This is a genomic window from Paracoccus sp. NSM, assembly GCF_052379855.1.
Classification (GTDB): domain Bacteria; phylum Pseudomonadota; class Alphaproteobacteria; order Rhodobacterales; family Rhodobacteraceae; genus Paracoccus.
On sequence record NZ_JBQTCG010000006.1, the window covers coordinates 25,004 to 43,827 of the forward strand.

The 18,824-nt window shown below is 67.3% G+C and carries 17 protein-coding genes; 4 read left to right on the forward strand and 13 right to left on the reverse strand.

The window, feature by feature from the left end:
- Window positions 1-3: 3 nt before the first annotated feature.
- A complete protein-coding gene (locus ACTZWU_RS10935) occupies window positions 4-1,437 on the forward strand; it encodes an aldehyde dehydrogenase family protein (protein WP_444737392.1) in 1,434 nt (477 codons plus the stop codon).
- Between the two features lie 38 nt (window positions 1,438-1,475).
- Here the strand turns inward: ACTZWU_RS10935 and fahA are convergent, their stop codons facing one another.
- The 3 genes from fahA to hppD form a co-directional block, all read right to left on the reverse strand.
- Window positions 1,476-2,687, reverse strand: a complete 1,212-nt coding sequence (gene fahA, locus ACTZWU_RS10940; RefSeq protein WP_444737393.1) for a fumarylacetoacetase — start codon at window positions 2,685-2,687, stop codon at window positions 1,476-1,478.
- Window positions 2,688-2,694: 7 nt separating this feature from the next.
- The gene (hmgA, locus tag ACTZWU_RS10945) at window positions 2,695-4,056 is read right to left on the reverse strand and encodes a homogentisate 1,2-dioxygenase (RefSeq protein WP_444737394.1); all 1,362 of its coding nucleotides are present in this window, start codon (window positions 4,054-4,056) and stop codon (window positions 2,695-2,697) included.
- 85 nt (window positions 4,057-4,141) lie between these two features.
- On the reverse strand, window positions 4,142-5,239 hold the full coding sequence (hppD, locus tag ACTZWU_RS10950; RefSeq protein WP_444737395.1) for a 4-hydroxyphenylpyruvate dioxygenase: 1,098 nt from the start codon (window positions 5,237-5,239) through the stop codon (window positions 4,142-4,144).
- Between the two features lie 135 nt (window positions 5,240-5,374).
- On the opposite strand from hppD, the gene ACTZWU_RS10955 reads away from it, so the two are divergent.
- A complete protein-coding gene (locus ACTZWU_RS10955) occupies window positions 5,375-5,836 on the forward strand; it encodes an Lrp/AsnC family transcriptional regulator (protein WP_444737396.1) in 462 nt (153 codons plus the stop codon).
- Window positions 5,837-5,840: 4 nt separating this feature from the next.
- On the opposite strand, the gene ACTZWU_RS10960 is transcribed toward ACTZWU_RS10955, so the two are convergent.
- Window positions 5,841-7,115: a phospholipase D-like domain-containing protein gene (locus tag ACTZWU_RS10960; protein WP_444737397.1), complete on the reverse strand. Its 1,275-nt coding sequence runs from the start codon at window positions 7,113-7,115 to the stop codon at window positions 5,841-5,843.
- A 183-nt stretch (window positions 7,116-7,298) separates the two neighbouring features.
- Here ACTZWU_RS10960 and ACTZWU_RS10965 point away from each other — a divergent pair, with 183 nt between their 5' ends.
- A complete protein-coding gene (locus ACTZWU_RS10965) occupies window positions 7,299-7,985 on the forward strand; it encodes a superoxide dismutase (protein WP_444737398.1) in 687 nt (228 codons plus the stop codon).
- A gap of 48 nt (window positions 7,986-8,033) precedes the next feature.
- Here ACTZWU_RS10965 and ACTZWU_RS10970 read toward each other — a convergent pair whose 3' ends face one another.
- From ACTZWU_RS10970 to ACTZWU_RS11010, 9 genes are all read right to left on the reverse strand, one after another.
- Entirely contained in the window at window positions 8,034-9,062 is a 1,029-nt protein-coding gene (locus ACTZWU_RS10970) for a trans-3-hydroxy-L-proline dehydratase (RefSeq protein ID WP_444737399.1), read from the reverse strand.
- Window positions 9,063-10,736, reverse strand: coding sequence for a cis-3-hydroxy-L-proline dehydratase (gene lhpI / locus ACTZWU_RS10975; protein WP_444737400.1), 1,674 nt, complete (start codon window positions 10,734-10,736; stop codon window positions 9,063-9,065). It lies immediately after the preceding gene.
- Complete coding sequence (locus ACTZWU_RS10980) at window positions 10,733-11,734, reverse strand: 4-hydroxyproline epimerase (protein ID WP_444737474.1); 1,002 nt, start codon at window positions 11,732-11,734, stop codon at window positions 10,733-10,735. The genes lhpI and ACTZWU_RS10980 overlap by 4 nt, the downstream gene beginning before the upstream one ends.
- Window positions 11,735-12,970, reverse strand: coding sequence for an NAD(P)/FAD-dependent oxidoreductase (locus tag ACTZWU_RS10985; RefSeq protein WP_444737401.1), 1,236 nt, complete (start codon window positions 12,968-12,970; stop codon window positions 11,735-11,737). It abuts the gene before it with no gap.
- A 3-nt stretch (window positions 12,971-12,973) separates the two neighbouring features.
- Window positions 12,974-13,696, reverse strand: a complete 723-nt coding sequence (locus ACTZWU_RS10990; protein ID WP_444737402.1) for an amino acid ABC transporter ATP-binding protein — start codon at window positions 13,694-13,696, stop codon at window positions 12,974-12,976.
- Complete coding sequence (locus ACTZWU_RS10995; protein WP_444737403.1) at window positions 13,689-14,345, reverse strand: amino acid ABC transporter permease; 657 nt, start codon at window positions 14,343-14,345, stop codon at window positions 13,689-13,691. Before ACTZWU_RS10995 ends, ACTZWU_RS10990 begins: the two co-directional genes overlap by 8 nt.
- 10 nt (window positions 14,346-14,355) lie before the next feature.
- Window positions 14,356-15,021: an amino acid ABC transporter permease gene (locus ACTZWU_RS11000; RefSeq protein ID WP_444737404.1), complete on the reverse strand. Its 666-nt coding sequence runs from the start codon at window positions 15,019-15,021 to the stop codon at window positions 14,356-14,358.
- A gap of 77 nt (window positions 15,022-15,098) precedes the next feature.
- Window positions 15,099-15,908: a transporter substrate-binding domain-containing protein gene (locus ACTZWU_RS11005; protein WP_444737405.1), complete on the reverse strand. Its 810-nt coding sequence runs from the start codon at window positions 15,906-15,908 to the stop codon at window positions 15,099-15,101.
- Window positions 15,909-16,088: 180 nt separating this feature from the next.
- Window positions 16,089-17,600 carry an aldehyde dehydrogenase (NADP(+)) gene (locus ACTZWU_RS11010; protein WP_444737406.1) on the reverse strand — a complete coding sequence of 504 codons (1,512 nt, stop codon included), beginning with the start codon at window positions 17,598-17,600 and terminating at the stop codon, window positions 16,089-16,091.
- A 144-nt stretch (window positions 17,601-17,744) separates the two neighbouring features.
- Between ACTZWU_RS11010 and ACTZWU_RS11015 the strand changes: the two genes are divergently transcribed.
- Entirely contained in the window at window positions 17,745-18,773 is a 1,029-nt protein-coding gene (locus ACTZWU_RS11015; RefSeq protein WP_444737407.1) for an Ldh family oxidoreductase, read from the forward strand.
- Window positions 18,774-18,824 lie beyond the last annotated feature (51 nt).

Genomic DNA, 18,824 nt, shown 5'->3' on the forward strand with positions numbered 1-18,824 from the left:
GGCATGTATCGGTTGTCTCACTGGATCGGCGGGGCATCCGTCGCGCCCGAAAGCGGCGAATATCTTCCTGCCACAAGCCCCATGACCGGCCGGATCGCGGGCCATGTCGCGGCGGGCAACGCGGCCGATGTCGCGCGCGCCGTTGCCGCCGCCAGTGCTGCCGCCGATGGCTGGCGCCGGATGCCCGCTGCCGAGCGGGGCCGCATCATGCTGGCCATCGCCGCCGCGATCCGCGCGGATCGTGACCGCCTGGCCGCGCTTGAGCGCGAGGATACCGGCAAACCCCTGACCCTTGCCCTGGCCGAGATCGAGGGCAGCGCTGCCTATTTCGAGTTCTACGGTAGCCTCGTCTATCTGCCTGCGGGCGACGTGCTGGACGTGGCGCCCGACCAGCATGTCTTCACCCGCCGCGAGCCCTTTGGCGTCGTGGGGGTCATCACGCCCTGGAACCTGCCGCTCAATCAGGCCGCGCGGGCCATCGCGCCGGCCTTGACGGCGGGCAATGTCGTCGTGGCGAAGCCGTCCGAGGTCACGTCGCAGACGACGGTGGAACTGGCGCGGATCGCCTCTGCGGCCGGGCTGCCGGACGGGGTCGTGAACATCGTCCTCGGCAGCGGCCCCGTGGCGGGCGAGGCGATCATCCGCCATCCCGCGATCCGCAAGGTCGCCTTTACCGGTTCGGTCGGCGTCGGGCAGGCGATCGGGCGCATCGCGGCGGAACGCATCATCCCGCTGACGCTGGAACTTGGCGGCAAATCGGCCAATATCGTGTTCGAGGACGCCGATCTGGATCGCGCCGCCGCCGAGGCCGTGCGCGGCTTCACGCTGAATGCGGGGCAGGTCTGTTCGGCCGGAACCCGCATCCTTGTCCATAGCGCGGTTCACGACGCGTTTCTGGACAAGGCCACGCAGGCCTTGGCGGCTCTGGTTCCGGGCGAGAGCCTTGGCCCGATCATCACCGCCCCGCAATTCGCCCGCGTCCAGAGCTTTTTCGACATCGCGCGCGAGGACGGGGCCGCGCTTGTGACGGGTGGCCGCGTGGCCGAGGTCGCGGGCTGTCCTGACGGATATTACGTCATGCCGACCCTCTATTCCGGGGTGACGAACGACATGCGGATCGCCCGGCAAGAGATTTTCGGCCCCGTCGGCGTCGTCATTCCCTTCGACACCGAGGCCGAGGCGATCCGCATCGCCAATGACAGCGATTATGGCCTGATCGGCACGATCTGGACCCGCGATGTCAGCCGCGCGCTGCGCGTCGCCGACCGGATCGAGGCGGGGCAGATCTTCGTCAATGTCTGGAACACGATGTCGGTCCAGACCCCGTTCGGCGGCCACAAGAACAGCGGCTATGGGCGCGAGAAGGGGATCGAGGCCCTGCACCATTACTGCCATCTCAAGACCGTGACGATCCGGCTTGACGAGGCCACGGACTGAGGGCGTCGCAGCGGCGCGATGCACGGCGTCGGAAAGGCTCAGGCCTCGGCAGGCAGGATCAGGCCGGTGCAGGGGCCAAAGCCGATGCGGTAGCCGTCGCCCCGGGCATGGGCGAAAAGGCCGATCTCGTCACCATCCTCGATGAAGCAGCGCGGCGCGCCGTTCACGGTGACGGGGCTTTGCCCGCCCCGCGTCATTTCCAGCAGCGCGCCGGTCTGGTCCGGGCTTGGCCCGGAAATCGTGCCCGTGCCGATCAGATCGCCCACCCGCATCGGGCAACCCGAGACCGCGTGATGCGCCACCTGCTGCGCGGACGAGTAATACATGACGTTGTAATTCGTCCGCGCCATGATCTGCCCGTTCATCGTCCAGCCGATCGTCAGGTCGTAAAGGCCGGGGCGGCTTTCCTGAAGATAGGGCAGCAGCGGGTTCGTGCGCGGGGCGCCCTTGCAGCGGAATGGCTCCAGCGCGGCGCGGGTGACGATCCAGGGGCTGATCGTCGTGCCAAGCGCCTTGGACTGGAACGGCCCCAGGGGCTGGTATTCCCAGGCCTGGATGTCGCGGGCCGACCAGTCGTTCAGCAGCACATAGCCGAAGATCATGCCCTCGGCCTCATCGACGCTCAGACGCTGGCCCATGCGGCTGTCGGCGCCGATGATGGCGCCCAGTTCAAGTTCCAGATCCAGCTTGCGGCAGGCGGTCCATTCCGGCCCGTCCTGGCCCCTGACCTGCCCCATCGGGCGCCGGATCGGCGTGCCGGACACCACCACCGACGAGGCGCGGCCGTTATAGCCGATGGGCATATGCGTCCATTGCGGCGGCAGGGCGTTTTCCGGGCCGCGAAACAGGCAGCCCACATTGAAGGCGTGGTGGCGTGAGGCGTAGAAATCGGTGAACTCGGTCACGCGGATCGGCAGATGCAGCGCGGCGTCCCTCATCGGCACCAGCGGCAGCGTCCGGTCTCCATCCTCGGCCAGCAGCGCCGTCAGGCGGGCGCGCATCGCGTCCCATGCGCCGCGCCCGCGCGCCATGAAGTCGTTCAGCGCCGGGCGGCGGAAGGTGCCGCCCGCGTCAAGGACGCCCCGATCCTCGCAGGCGGCCAGATCCAGGATCATGTCCCCGATGGCCAGGCCGCAGCGCGGTGCCCCGGAGCCGGTCGAAAAGACGCCATAGGGCAGGTTCTGGATCGGAAAGTCGCAATCGGGCGCATTGGCGCTGGCAACCCAGCTGTGCAGGGGCTGTCCGGTCATCGGCGGGTCACTTCACGCCCGGCGTGCCGTCGAACTTCTTTTCCAGCCGGTCCCAGACCTCGATGTAATCCTGCTGCATCGGCGCCTCGTGCGCGGCCCATTGAGTCAGATGCTGGGGAAAGCGGGTCTCGAACATGAAGGACATGGTGTTGTCCAGCTTGTGGGGCTTCAGATCGGCATTGCTTGCGCCCTCGAAGGCATCGCGGTCGGGGCCGTGGGGCAGCATACAATTGTGCAGGCTGATGCCTCCCGGCTGGAAACCCTGCGGCTTGGCGTCGTATTGGCCGTAGATGTTGCCCATCAGCTCGGACATGATGTTCTTGTGATACCAGGGCGGGCGGAAGCTGTGCTCTGCCACCATCCAGCGCTCGCGGAACAGGACGAAGTCAATGTTCGCCGTGCCTTCCTGCCCCGAAGGCGCGGTCAGCACCGTGAAGATCGAAGGATCGGGGTGGTCGAACAGGATCGCGCCCACCGGCGAATAGGTCCTGAGGTCGTATTTGTAGGCGCAGTAATTCCCGTGCCAGGCCACCACGTCCAGCGGGCTGTGGCCGATATGCGTCTCGTGGAACTGGCCGCACCACTTGATGACGACGCGGCTTGGCACCTCGCGATCCTCGAAGGCGGCGACGGGGGATTTGAAGTCGCGGGGATTGGCCATGCAATTCGCGCCGATGGGGCCGCGATGGGGCAGATCGAACTTCTGGCCGTAATTCTCGCAGACAAAACCGCGGGCCGGGCCGTCCAGCAGCTCGACGCGATAGACCAGGCCGCGCGGGATGATCGCGATCTCGCGGGGTTCCAGGTCGATCACGCCCAGTTCGGTGCAGAAGCGCAGCCGCCCCTCTTGCGGGACGATCAGCAATTCGCTGTCGGCGGAAAAGAAATACTCGTCCTCCATCGAGCGCGTGACCAGATAGACATGGCTGGCCATGCCGACCTGGATGTTCACGTCGCCCGCCGTGGTGATCGTTCGCATCCCGGTGATCCAGGTCAGTGGCTGGTCGGGGACCGGGATCGGGTCCCACCGGTATTGCCCGAGGCTGGTGACGTTCGGCACCACATTCGGCGCCGTCTTCCAGTGCGGCACGTCGATGGGCGTGAACCGCCCGGTGTGATGGACCGAGGGGCGGATCCGGTAGCACCATGTCCGTTCGTTCTGGCCGCGCGGCGCGGTGAAGGCGGTGCCGGAAAGCTGTTCGGCGTAAAGCCCGTAATTGCATTTCTGTGGGCTGTTCTGGCCCTGAGGCAGGGCGCCGGGCAGGGCCTCGGTCTCGAAATCATTTCCGAAACCGGGCATGTAGCCCTCGTGCGGGCCGGTCGTCGGCGTCGCGCGGATCATCCCTGTGGGCAGGTCATGAGTGGTCATCTGGGCTTTCCTTGGGCGGCGTTGACCGGCGGCTTGGCGCCGCGCCCGGTTCCGGGCGCGGCCCTGATGGATGCGGCGCGGGTGCTCAGGTCGTGGACAGCACGCCCCGGTCGATCTGGTCCTGTTCGATGCTTTCGAACAGGGCCCGGAAATTCCCCTCGCCGAAACCGTCATCGCCCTTGCGCTGGATGAACTCGAAGAAGATCGGGCCGATCACGGTTTTCGAGAAGATCTGAAGCAGGATGCGCGTCTCGCCGCCATCCACCACGCCCTCTCCGTCGATCAGGATACCGTGGCGGGCCATGTCCTCCAAGGGCTCTTGATGCCCGATCACGCGGTCCTTAGACATCTCGTAGTAGGTCATCGGGGGCTTTGGCATGAACTTCAGCCCGCGTTCCGCGATGGCGTCGGCGCTGCCGTAGATGTCGTTTGAGCCGACCGCGATATGCTGGATGCCCTCGCCATTGTAGCGCTTCAAATATTCGACGATCTGGCCCGTCTCGCCGCGATCCTCGTTGATCGGGATGCGGATACGCCCGCAGGGCGAGGTCAGCGCGCGGCTGTAGAGGCCGGTATATTTCCCCTCGATATCGAAGAACCGGATCTGGCGGAAATTGAACAGCCGGCTGTAGAAGTCGAACCACTTGTCCATGTTACCCTTAAAGACGTTGTGGGTCAGGTGGTCCAGATAGTGAAAACCCACGCCTTCGGGCTTGGGCGCGGCGAGGAAATCGAAATCCCCGGCATAGGGGTTCGCATCCGCGCCGTAGCAGTCGGTGAAATAGATCAGCGATCCGCCAATGCCCACGATCGCGGGCCAGTCCAGCGTCTTGTCGGCGCCCTCATAAGGGGTCGCGCCGTTCTTCACCGCATGATCGAAGGCATGGCGCGCATCCGCGACGCGCCAGCCCATCGCCGGGGCGCAGGGGCCGTGTTCGCCCACAAAGCGCATCGCGTGGCTGCCGGGTTCGTTGGTCAGGATATAGGTGATGTCGCCCTGCTGCCACAGCTCGACATCCTTGGTGCGGTGACGGGCGACAAGGGCGAAACCCATACGCTGGAACAGGGCGCGGGCCTCGTCTGGTTTGGGATGGGCGAATTCGACGAATTCAAAGCCATCGGTGCCGGCCGGATTGGCTTCGTTGATCGATGCGCGCGGGGCGTCATGCGGAAACGGTCCCATCGAGATCTCCCTCCTGAAAATATACTCACTGACGATCTCACGGACGCTGCGATGACGGCGCGCAATCTTTCAGTTAATTTCGTCCGGATATGCGTGTAGATTGCGTCAAGAATAGATTCGGCGCGAGGGATACGCATGATGGACGCAAGCGATGCGCGGCTGTTGATCGAATTGCAGCGCCGTGCCGACATCACCGCCCAGGATCTGGGTGCGATCCTGAACCTGTCGCCCAGCCAGGCCGCCCGCCGTCGCGCGCGGCTGGAGGCGCAGGGCGTCATCGCGGGTTACGGCGCGCGGCTTGATCCGACGCGGCTGGGCCTGTCAGTCCAGGCCTTCGTGCAGGTGCAGATGAGCGCCCACAGCGCCGACAATGCCGCCAGCTTCGTGCGGTTGGTCGCCAGCCTGCCGCAGATCGTCGGCTGCTGGACCCTGACCGGCGAGGCCGATTACCTGCTGCGCGTCTGGGTTTCGGACCTGCCCGCGCTGAACGATCTGATCCACCACCGCCTGTTGCCGCATCCGGCGGTGGCGCGCGTCCAGAGCCAGATCGTGATGGACCAGCCCAAGCCCGATTCCGGCCTGCCCGTCTGGGTCTAGGCCGTCAAAGCTGCGGTCGCAGCCAGCTTAGCAACCAGTCGCCCGCGCGGGTCGTCCAGGGCCGCGCCTGCCATTCGGCCAGCGTCACGGGGCGCGACTGCGTCAGATCGTCCTCGAAGACCGCGATCTGTTCGCGGGCAAAGGCGGCATCGAAGACGTTCAGGTTGGCCTCGTCGTTCAGCCGGAACGAGCGTTCGTCGAAATTCGTCGAACCGACCGAGGCCAGCGCCTCGTCCACGATCATCAGCTTGGCATGCAGGAAGGTCGGCTGGTATTCGTGGATCCTGACCCCGGCCTGAAGCAGAGGCCCCCACAGCGCGCGCGAGGCGCGGCGCACGGCGGGCTTGTTGATCTCGGGGCCGGGCAGCAGGATGTCCACCTCGATGCCGCGCGCGCGGGCATCGACAAGCTGTCGGATCGCCACGTCGTCGGGGATGAAATAGGGCGTGGCGATGCGGATATGGCTTTCGGCCCCCGCAAGCGCGGTCATCAGCATCATGTGGATATTGTTGCGGCTGCCCGTGCTGCTCAGCGCCATTTGCGCGGTCATGTCGCCGGTCGGCTCAAGCGCGGGAAAGAACGCGTCCCCGCGCATGATCTCGCCGCTATCCTCGACCCAGTTCGACACAAAGGCCCCTTGCAGCATGGCAACGACCGGGCCTGTGACGCGGTAATGCGTCTCGCGGAACTCGCCGGGGTGGCGGGCATCGCCCAGCCATTCATCGGCCACGCCCACGCCGCCAGTGAACCCCGTGCGCCCGTCCACGATCAGCAGCTTGCGGTGGGTGCGGTTGTTCATGCGGTCGATCGTGTACCAGTGGATCGGACGAAAGCGCGTCACCTGCACGCCCGCATCCTCCATCCGCGCCAGAAGGTCGGCCTCCATCGGTTTCGATCCGAACCAGTCCAGCAGCACGCGCACCTCGACCCCGGCGCGGGCGCGTTCGGCCAGCGCCTCGGCGAAGGTTTCGGCGATCTCGCCCGACCAATAGACATAGGTCTCGAAATTGATGCTGGTCTCGGCGCTGCGGATCGCATCCAGCATGGCGGCAAAGATCCGGTCGCCGTTCAGAAGCGTCTCGACATGGTTTCCATCAAGCAGGTTCGATCCGTAAAGCCCGTCCATGCTGCGCAGGAAGGCGGGGTCCGACGTGCCCATCACCGCCGCCACCCGGTCGCGCAATTCGCGCCGGTCGGGCATCAGGTTCAGCGCCGCGATCACCAGCGTGCCGACGCCCAGGGCGATGGCCAAAACGGTGCCAAGGGTCGGTCGCCTCATGCGGGGCTGTCCGGGCGGCGAGGGCAGGGGCAGGGCGGCAAGACAGGTCCTTTCCCGGGCCGCGATCTGGCCCGACGCAGGGAAAACGCCCCGCAAATTCCGCAGGTTCCGGGGCAGGGTCCGGTCGGGGGAACATTGCGGCCCGGCTGGGGTTGGTATCCCTGCCCAAACAGGAGATTTCCGATGAGACAGGCCCTTGCCATCGCGACGCTCAGCACCCTTCCTTTTGCCGCCCTTGCCCAGACCGAGGGGGAATTCACCCTGCCCGATCTGCCCTTTGCGACGGACGCGCTGGAGCCCGCGATCAGCGCCGAGACGATGGAACTGCATCACGGCCGCCATCACCAAGCCTATGTGGACAACCTGAACGAGGCGATCGCGGATGGCGAGGCCCCCTCGGACCTGTCGCTCGAGGAACTTGTCGCGGCGGCGGGCACCTTCACCGACAAGGTTCGCAACAATGCCGGCGGTCACTGGAACCACAGCTTTTTCTGGGAAAGCATGGCCGCCCCCGACGAGGTGGGTGAGCGGTCGCCCGAGCTGGCTGAGGCGCTCGAGGCTGTCTTTGGCTCGGCGGACGATTTCGCCACCGCCTTTCAAGAGGCCGGGGCGGGTCAGTTCGGCTCGGGCTGGGTCTGGCTGATCGTGAACGACCAGGACCAGCTGCAGATCACCACCACCCCCAATCAGGACAACCCCCTGATGGATGTGGCGGAAGTGAACGGCACGCCGCTTCTGGGCAATGACGTGTGGGAGCACGCCTATTACCTGACCTACAACAACCGCCGCGGCGATTACCTGAAGGCGTGGTGGGACGTGGTCGATTGGGGCGTCGTCTCGGAACGCTACGCCGCAGCTCTGGCCGACTAGGCCCGATCCGGCGGACGGCCCGCGACCTGCGTCGCCGGGTCGTCCGTCCTAGCGCGCGCCCCAGGTATCGCTGAGGCGGTAGCCCTCGGGCCAGGGATCATCGGGGTCCAGCATCTGTTGATGCGTGCCGGTGATCCAGGCGCGGCCCGAAATCTCGGGCAGGATGGCGGGCAGGGTGCCGACCTGCGTGTGGCCCAGAATTCGCCCGGTGAATTCGGACCCGATCAGCGACCGCGCCGTCAGGCTGTCGCCCTCGGTCATCTGGCCACGCGCATGCAGAACCGCCATGCGCGCCGACAGCGCGGTGCCGGTGGGCGAGCGGTCGATCTTGCCCGGCCGGATCGCCACGGCGGCGCCGGTGTGCAGCGCACGCCCCTCGCGCCGCAGCGGGCCAGCGAACAGGCAGAAAGAGATGTGACGCCAATCGGGATTGCCGGGGTGGTGAAACCCCAGCTGTTCATTCGCGGCCTCGGTGATCCGCACCCCGAGGCGCGCCATGTCATGCGCCTCGTCCGGGGTCAGGGAAAAGCCCAAGGCCTCGGCATCCACAAAGACGAAACTGTCGCCGCCATAGGCGGTATCGACGCTGAGGCGGCCCATCCCCTCGACCTCCAGCGGGGCGTCGAGACGCGCGGCAAAGCTGGGCAGGTTCTGGACGAAGATCCGCCGCGCCTTGCCGCCGCTGCATTCCGCGCGCACCCGCACCAGCCCGCCCGGCGCTTCCAGCACCAGATGCGTCTGGGGTTCCTGCATCGGCAGGATGCCCGCATCCAGCAGCACCGTCGCGACGCAGATCGAGTTCGACCCCGACATGGGGGGCGTGTCCTCGGGCTCCATGATGATGAAGGCCGCGTCGGCCTCGGGGTGTTTGGGGGGCACCAGCAGATTGACATGCCGAAAGACGCCGCCGCGCGGCTCGTTCAGGACGAAGTTGCGCAGGCTTTCATCCTGCGCGATCCAGCGCGACTGTTCCCACAGCGTGTCGCCCGGCGGCGGCGCGACGCCGCCCACGATCACATCGCCCACCTCGCCCTCGGCATGGGCCGAGATGACATGAACCAGTTTCGTCGTCCGCATCTAGTCCTCCAGCCAGCGGGGTAGGGTCAGGGGCGCGCGTCCCGTCCGCGCGGCCTGCGCACAGGCGGCGATGCCGCCGAAGCGGACCTGCCGCCCCGAAAGGCCCGGCCCGTAATGCGCGTATTTGCCGGAATTCGTCATCAACGCGCGGGTGGCGGGCGGAAAGACGGGTTCCGAGATCGAACACCAGCAGAGATCGGGCAGAACCTGCACCCCTGCGTCGGTCAGCCGGTCCAGCGTGCCGTCGGCACGGATCAGGTCGATCACGGCGCGGCCAGCGGTGACGATCGTGGGGATCAAAACCGGCCCGTCCAGCGCGCCGGCCAGCGCCCGGCATTCCTCGGCCGAGGCATGTGGGCTGCCGATGGCGACCAGCTGGACCGCCTCGGGGCCCGCGTTCAGCGATTGCCAGCCGCGCCGCATATCCGCCGCGCCGATGGGGCGGTGATCGGCCTCGGGGTGGATGCGGTCGGCCTCGGGGGTGATGCCCTCGACATGCAGCATGGGGGCGGCGGAACTGGTGCCGAACGCCGCGCAGAGCGCCTTGAGGTTCTCGGGCGTGGGTCCGGCCGCCGCCACGCCCCGGATCAGCGGGATGCGGTCAGGCGAGGCCTGGCCCGCCAGATAGCCCAGAAGCGGCCAGAACGCGTCGTCGATGCCGTGGGGCAGGGCCACGTCCAAGATGCGGCGCGCGGCGCGGTGCTGGTCCAGATAGACCCCGGCCAGAGGCGCCCGGCCCGTCATCGCGATGCACAGGTCCAGAAAGTCCGGATGCTTGGGCGTGCGCGCGCCAAGGACGGAATTGGCGTAGATCACCGCGTTCGATTCTGCCCAGGCGATGGGTTCGTCCCGCGCGGGCGCGCTGTCCAGCAGATAGGGCGCACAGGTAAAGCTGGGCTGGCAGCCCATCCGCACATAGGCATCGGCCAGCCTCTGCGCGGGGTCCCCGAACAGGACCGGCACGCCCTGCGCCCGCCAGTTGCGGTGATCGACCGAGATCGCGTTCATCGTCGTGGGGATGCGGACCCGCGCGCCCAGATCGGCCATGGCTTCGGCAAAGGTCAGGTTGGCGGGGCTGGCATAGATGCAGCCGTCGATATGGCCCTGCGTGACCGAGACCAGCCGTTCCGCGCCTTGCAACCGCGCCATCCGGCAGAGGATCCGCATCGCCTGCTGCACCGCGCGCCCCTCGGCCCCGTCCAGCATGGCGCGGTCGGCATCGGACAGGTCCGGTTCGGGCGCGGGCAGTGGGGCCAGCGGCAGGGGCTGGCCGTCGGCCTCCAGCGTATCGGCGGTGATGCGGATGTGGCTGGCGCGGGCAAGGGTCGCGTGCAGATCGGGCGGGCAACGCAGGACCGGGATGGGGCGGTCGAACATCTCGGCCGCGATCAGCGCGCCAAGGGTCACGACGTCCTCGGGCTCGGAAAAGATCAGCGCGGCGGGCGCCCGACCGTTCAGCGCCATGTCCAGCAGCACGCCCGACCCGGTGCAGGACCCCCGCGTCGTGGGCATGACCAGAACCGCGCCGGTCAGGCATTGCCCGTGCAGCGGGTGATGCACGTCGATGACCGTCGCATTGGACGGGTCGATGCCGCCCCAGAAGCTGATCGGCTCGTCCGTGGCGATGACCGGGCCTTCGGCGGTGCCGGGCAGGATGAGATGCGCGGCGCTCATGTGACGACGAAGCCGTGGGCATAGGGGTCGCGGTCGTCGATGAAGATCGTGTTGATCCCCGTCTGCCGCGCCCAGCCCCCGATCGAGGGGATGATCGCGTCCCGTCCGGCAAGCCGCGTCGCGCCCTCGACCCGGCCCTTGAAGATCGAGCCAATGATGCTTTCGTGCCAGAATTCGTCGCCCACGGCCAACCGGCCCTTGGCGGCCATTTGCGCCATCCGGGCCGAGGTGCCGGTGCCGCAGGGGCTGCGGTCGATGGCCTTGTCGCCGTAGAACACCGCGTTGCGCGCATGGGCGCCGGGTTGGGTGGGCGCGCCGGTCCACAGGATGTGGCTGAGGCCCGCGATCTGCGGATGTTCGGGATGGACGAATTCGTATTTCTCGTTCAGCGCGCGCCGCAGCAGGGGCGACCAGCCGATCAACTGGCCCGCCGTGTGGTCCGCGATGTCGCGAAAATTCTTCTGCGGATCGACGATGGCGTAGAAATTGCCGCCATAGGCCACATCCACGACGATCTCGCCCAGACCCTCGACATGGGCGGTCAGCCCCTCGGCATGCAGATAGGACGGCACGTTGGTCAGGCGCACTTCCTCGACGAAGCGGTCGGGGCGCGTGTAGGTGATATCCACCTTGCCCGCGGGCGTGTCGATGGACAGCCGCCCCGGCTGGCGCGGCGTGATGAGGCCGTTTTCCAGCGCCATGGTGATCGTGCCGATCGTGCCGTGGCCGCACATGGGCAGGCAGCCCGAGGTCTCGATGAACAGCACGCCCACCTCGCAATCGGGGCGGGTCGGCGGATAGAGGATCGCGCCCGACATCATGTCATGGCCGCGCGGCTCGAACATCAGGCCGGTGCGGATCCAGTCGAAATCGCGCAGGAAATGCGCGCGGCGTTCCAGCATCGTCGCGCCTTGCAGCAGGGGCGCGCCGCCGCTGACCAGCCGGACCGGATTGCCGCAGGTATGCCCGTCAAGGCAAGAGAAGGTATGCATGACCAGTCAGAACCTCTGAGGAGAGAACGAAGCGATGGCGACCGGCGGAGCGGCACCCGTCACCAGATCGGCGACGATGCGGGCCGTGCCTGCCGATTGGGTCAGGCCCAGATGGCCGTGGCCGAAGGCATGGATCACCCGGGCGGATGCGCGCGAGCGTCCGATGGCGGGCAGCGTGTCGGGCAGCGAGGGGCGAAACCCCATCCATTGCGTGCCGCCCTCGGTCCGCAGGCCGGGCAGGAAGGCGCGGGCCTTCTGCAGCATCGCCTGCGCGCGTTTCCAGTTCGGCGGCAGGTCGAGGCCCCCCAGTTCCACCGCCCCGCCCACCCGGATGCCGCCGGACAGCGCGCTGACGACAAAGCCATGCCCGCCAAACGTCACCTGCATCCGCAGATCGAAGGCGTCGCGGGGCAGGGTGGTGTTGTAGCCGCGCTCGGTCTCCAGCGGGATACGGTCGCCCACCCCGCGCGCAAGTTGGCGGGCATGGGCGCCCGCCGCCAGAACGACATGATCGGCCTGCCAGTCACGCCCCCCGGCCTCTTGAAGGGTCACGCCTGAGGCATCGGCACGGATCGCGCTGATCGCCGCGCGTTCGATCACGCCGCCCGTGGCGTGCAGGCGGTCCGCCAGCGCCAGAACGTAATCGCGCGGATCGGCGATGGAATACCAGCCCGGCGTGAAGGTGCCGTGGGTGAAACGCGGCGACAGGCCCGGCTGCAATTCGGCCATGCCGTCGGCGTCCAGATGTCGGAACGCGATCCCGTGATCGGCGCGGGCCTGCCAGCCGGGCAGCGAGGCGTCGAATTCGGCCTGCGATTCATAGACCTGAAGGTTGCCGCGCTTTCGCAGCATGCCCTGCGTGCCGGTGGCGGCCAGAAAGGGCTCCAGCTCGGCGCGGGACAGGTCCATCAGCGTGGTCTGGGCGGCGGTCGATTGCGCGACCCGGTCCGGCTGGCAGGCCCGCCAGAAACGCAGCATCCAGGGCGCGATCCGCAGCGCATAGCGCGGCGGCACCGAAAGCGGCCCAAGCGGGTCCAGAAGCCAGCGCGGCGCCTTGCGCAGAAGCCCGGGCGAGGCCAAGGGCAGGATGTCGGTGAAGGCGAAGGCCCCGGCATTCCCGGCCGAGGCGCCCGCCGCCGGACCCTCTCGGTCCAGCACGGTCACGTCAAGCCCGCGCTGACGCAGCATCAGGGCCGATGACAGGCCGATGACGCCCGCGCCGATGACGATGACCTGCGGCATGGATCAGGCCGTGGCCGCAAGGAAGGTGCGCAGCTCGGCGTTTTCGGGCGCGCCGAAAAGCTGGGCGGGGGGCGCGATCTCGGCCATGACGCCCTTGTGGAAGAAGGCCACCCGGTCCGAGACCTCGCGCGCGAACTTCATCTCGTGGGTGACGCAGATCATCGTCATCCCCTCGGAGGCCAGCAGGCGCAGCGTGTCCAGAACCTCGCCCACAAGCTGGGGGTCCAGCGCCGATGTCACCTCGTCGAACAGCATGTAATCGGGCGACATGGCCAGAGCGCGGGCAATGGCCATGCGCTGCTGCTGCCCGCCCGACAGGCGGCCCGGATAGACCGTCAGCTTGTCGCCAAGCCCCACATGGTTCAGCTGGCGCACGGCCTCGGCCTCGGCCTCGGGCTTGGGGCGGCCCAGAACCTTGCGCTGCGCGAGCATCACGTTTTCCAGCACGGTCAGATGCGGAAAGGCGTTGAACTGCTGGAACACGATCCCGATGCGGCGGCGCAGCTTGTTCAGGTCGGTCCCGCGGGCGTGAACCTCGGTCCCGTCCACGAGGATGCGGCCGCTGTCGATGGGCTCGAGCCCGTTGATGCAGGTCAGAAGCGTCGATTTGCCGGACCCCGAGCCGCCGATCACGGTCAGCACCTCGCCCTTGGCCACGGTCAGGTCGATGCCTTTCAGAACCTCGAGCGGGCCAAAGGATTTGCGGACATTCTCGATTTCAATCATTGGACCATTTCCTTTCGAGATAGCCACCAAGCCGCGCGATGGGGAACGAGATGAGGAAGTAGAACAGCCCGCAGATCATCAGCAGGAACAGAGGCTCTTGCAGGCGGGTGATCAGGATCTGCGCCGATTTCAGCAGCTCGACCACCTGCACGACATAGACAAGCGCACTGTCCTTCATCACCCCAAGCGCCAGCCCGATCCAGGATGGCAGCGCGATCCGCGCGGCCAGGGGCAGCGTGACACTGGTCATGTCCTGCCGCCAGGTCATCCCGAGCGAGCGCGCGGCGCGGCGCAGGGTCGGCGGCACGGCCTCGATCCCGCCGCGCACGATCTCGGCGCAATAGGCCGAGGTGTAAAGCGACAGCACCGCGCAGGCGACCGTGAACCCCGAGATGCGCCAGCCCAGAACCGTGGTCACGAAGGCATTGGCCAGCACAAGCTGGATCAGCAGCGGGATCGACCGGAAGATGTCCAGCACAAAGGTCAGGGGTGCCGCCCACCAAGGGCCGATCTGGTGGCGCAGGATGCCGAAGGCGATCCCCATCACCGTGCCGAAAAAGACCGAGATGGCGGTGACGATCAGCGTCATTCCGGCGCCGCGCGCCAGAAAGATCAGGTCGTTCGTGCTGAGGGCCGTATCAAAGAACATCATCGCCCCCTCAATAGCGGAACAGCCGCGCCGCCAGCAGGCGCGCCGACAGAGTGACGGTCTTGGTGATCAGGTAGAAGATAACCGCGGCGATGGCGAACAGCTCGAAGGTGCGGAAGGTGCGCGCGTTCAGGTCGCTGGTCACGCCGTAAAGGTCGGTGTTCATCGCCACCACCGTGCCAAGCGAGGTCATCAGGATTGCCCAGACCATCTGGTTCGTCATGGGCAGGAACGAGATCCGCAGCATCTGCGGCATGACCACGTAACGGAAGGCCTGAACCGGCGTCATCCCCAATGACCGCGCGGCGCGGGTCTGCGTTTCGGGGATGCCTTTCAGCGCGCCGCGGAAATTCTCGGCCAGATAGCCCGCGTTGTTGAAGGCGATGCCGATCAGCAGCGACAGATAGGGCGACAGGTGGATGCCGAAACCGCCCAGGCCGAAATGGACCATGTAGATCTGGAACAGCGCGGGCGTGTTGCGCGCGATCTCGACCCAGGTCGCGGCGACGCCGGACAGGATGCGGCTGCCCGACATGCGGAACAGCGTCAGGATCACCGCGATCGAGATGCCGATCACCATCGACAGGATCGCGACTTCCAGCGTCACCAGCGCGCCTTCCAGCATGCGCGGCAACGAGTTGAGGGCCTGCGCCCACCGGAAATTGTAATTGAACATGACGCCTCTGACCGCGAAAGGGCGATGATGACTGGCGGGGCGCGCCGCGATGGCGCGCCCCCGTTCAGCTCACTCGATCAGCGATAGACGCCCTGGATCGTCAGATCGGCGGGCTCGCCTTCGCCGATCCACTTCGCGTAAAGCTCGGCGTAGCGGCCGGTGCGGACCTGCTGGTTGATGAACAGGTTCATGTAGTTGATCAGGCCGTATTCCTCGCGCAGCGTGATCAGCGCGACGTAATCCGGCACCATCGGCGCCTTGTCCACGATGCGGATGCCAGGGAAGTTGCCCGAGGCGACATTGGCCTCGGCCACCTCGACGGTCGAGACGGTCGCGTCCAGTTGGCCCTGGCTCAGCGCCAGGAACACATCGGCCTGGTTCTGATAGGGACGGAACTGCCCCTCGCCCCATTCGGCGACCTTCTCCTCGAGCCAGATCGCTTCGTAGGTGCCGGCGGTGGCGCCGACGGTCTTGCCGCGCATGCCCTCCCAGTCGGCCATGTCCACGCCCTCGTTGGCGACGACGGCGTTCTCGAACGCGTAATAGGGGATCGAGAAGCCCACCGTCTTGGCGCGCTCCAGCGTGTCCGAGGTCGAGGCGACGGCCACATCCACACGGCCCGACATCAGCGCGGGAATGCGTTCGGGGAAGGTGGTCTCGACGATCTCGGCCTCGACGCCAAGCGCGGCGGCCAGATCGTTGCAGTAATCGACGTCAAAGCCGATCGGCTCGTTGTTGCTGTCGCGCGAGCCCATCGGCGGAAAGTCCAGCACGACCGCGCAGCGCAGCACATTGGCCGAGATGATGTCGTCCAGCTTGTCGGCAAAGGCCGGGGTGGTCAGCCCGGCCGCCAGCATCAGCCCCGAGGCGAGAATACCGGTTTTCATGAAGTTCCCCCTGATTGTCAGTGACTCGTTTTCTTGGTCCGTCCGCCGACTATCGAAGCAAGCGGCGCGCAGATCAAACAAAAAATACAAAAATTATACAAGAAGGATGCAAGATGGCGTCATGCGCCGCCGGCTCCCGTCCCCTTCCCGGACACGGGGCGCGGGGATTGCGGGCCGTCATCAGGCCTCGGGCGGCAGCAGCGATGCGGGCATGTTCTGATAGCAGACCGGCCGCAGGAAGCGCCGGATCGCCATCGTCCCGACCGAGGTCGCTCCGAAATTGGTCGAGGCCGGATAAGGCCCGCCATGCACCATCGCATCCGCGACTTCCACCCCGGTCGGAAAGCCGTTCGCCAGGATGCGCCCGGCCTTGCGTTCCAGAACCGGCATCAGCTGCTGCGCCAGCGCGGTGTCGTCAGCGCCCAGGTGCAGCGTCACGGTCAGCTGCCCCGCAAGGCCGCGCGCAATCGCCATCATCTCGTCTGCCGAGGCCGCGCGGACGACCAGCCCGAGCGGGCCGAACACTTCCTCGGCCAGCCTGTGATCCGCCATGAAGGCTTCGGCCCGGGTTTCGAACAGGTTCGGGCGTGCCGTGCGCCCCTCGGCATCGGTCGTCAGCACCGCCGATACGTCGGGATGCCCCGCCATGCGCCGCTGCCCGTCGCGATAGGCTTCGGCGATGCCGTCCGTCAGCATGGTCTGCCCGGCCACCTCGCTGAGCGCCTCGGCGGCGCTGGCCACGAAGGTATCGGCATCGGCGCCGTCGATCACCACGGCGATGCCGGGATTGGTGCAGAACTGCCCTGCCCCCAGACAAAGCGACGCCGCCCAATCCCGCCCAAGCGGCCCCGCGCGTTCGGACAGCGCACCGGGCAGCGTGAACATCGGATTGACCGAACCCAGTTCCCCGAAGAAGGGGATCGGCTCGGGCCGCGCGGCGCAGAGATCAAACAGCGCCCGCCCCCCCGCCAGTGACCCCGTGAACCCCACCGCCCGGATCAGCGGATGCTGCACCAGAGCCGCGCCCACGCTGCGGTCGCCGCCCTGGATCAGGCTGAAGACGCCCGGATCGACATTGCAGCGCGCGATGGCGGCGGCGATGGCTTGGGCCACGATCTCGGCGGTGCCGGGATGGGCGGAATGGCCCTTGACCACGACCGGGCAGCCCGCCGCCAGCGCCGAGGCCGTGTCGCCCCCCGCCGTCGAGAAGGCCAAGGGAAAGTTCGAGGCCCCGAAGACCGCGACCGGACCGACCGGCCGCTGGATCAGGCGCAATTCCGGGCGCGGCGCGGGCTTGCGGTCGGGCAGGGCGGCGTCATGGCGGCGGTCGAGATAGTCGCCTTTCTCGACATGATCCGCAAAGAGACGCAGCTGGCCGGTGGTGCGGCCCCGCTCGCCCTCAAGCCGGGCGGCAGGCAGGCCGGTCTCGGCGGTGCCGATGGCGGTGATTGCCGCGCCCCGTGCCTCGATCTCGTCGGCAATGGCGCGCAGAAGGCGCGCATGGGTCGCCGCGCCGGCATGGGCATAGGTCTCGAACGCGGCCTCGGCGGCGCGGCAGGCGCGGTCCACCAGCTCCGGCGAGCCCGCCGCGAAATCATGCGACGGCCCCTCGGCGGGTTCCGAGGCAAAGGTCCCCGCGCCCGCAACCCATTCTCCGGCGATCAGGTGCTTTCCCGTCAATGTGGTGGTCATCGGCATCTCATTCCTTGTTGCAGCTTTGCGCGCCGTTCGGCGGATCGGCGTTCACTGCCTTCGGATCGGCGCAAGCCTTGCGGTTTTGTAGACATCTTGTATGCAATAGGTCAACCCGCCCCACTTGCCGCGAAAGGTTGCGCCATGACCGCCATCCCCGTCGAGGACCTGACCGCCCGCGTCGCCGCCATCCTGCGCGGCGCCGGCATGAACGACACGCAATCGGACGCGCTTGCCCGGATCATCGTGGCCGGTGAACGCGACGGCTGCAAGTCGCATGGCATCTACCGGATCGAGGGCGTCCTGCGGACCCTCCGCGCGGGGCAGGTCAATGGCCTGGCCGAACCGCGCCTGCTGCCCGATGACGGCAAGGCGATCATTCGCGTCAATGCGGCGCGCGGCTTTTCCACGCCCGCCTTTGAGTTGGGCCTGCCGCATCTGGTCGCGCGGGCGCGCGATCTGGGGCTGGCGGCGATGGTGGTGAACGATTGCACGCATTTCTCGGCGCTGTGGCCCGAGGTCGAGGCCGTCACCGATCACGGGCTTGCCGCACTGGTCATGTGCCCCAGCTATGCCAGCGTTGCGCCTGCGGGCGGGACCAGCGCGCTGCTGGGCACGAACCCGCTGGCCTTTGGCTGGCCGCGTCCAAGCGGGCATCCCTATGTGTTCGACTTCGCAACCTCGGTCGCCGCGCGCGGCGAGATCGAGCTGCTGCGCCGCGCGGGCAAGCCCCTGCCCGAGGGCTGGGCCATCGGCCCGGACGGGGCCCCCACCACCGACCCCGAGGCCGGTCTGGCGGGCGCGATGCTGCCCTTTGGCGGACACAAGGGATCGGCCATCGGCACGATGATCGAGCTGCTGGCGGGCATCATGATCGGCGACCTGACCAGCCCCGAAGTGCTGAAAGAACTCGGCACCACCACGCTGGCCCCGTTCCACGGTGAGCTGGTGATCGCCATGTCGCCCGAAGCCTTTGCCGCCGGCCGCCCCGGGGATCCCTCTGCCCGTGCTGAACTGCTGTTCGGCGCGATCACGGGGCAGGGCGCGCGCCTGCCTTCTGCCCGCCGTTTCGCCGCCCGTGCCGCATCCGAGGCAGAGGGCATCCACCTGACCGAGGCCGAGACCGCCCTGCTGGACAAGATGGCGCGGCTTGGTCTTGACGCGGTGGATTGAGCCCGGTCAGACGATTGAGAACCCCAACCCTTTCCTGATCGACCGGAGTGC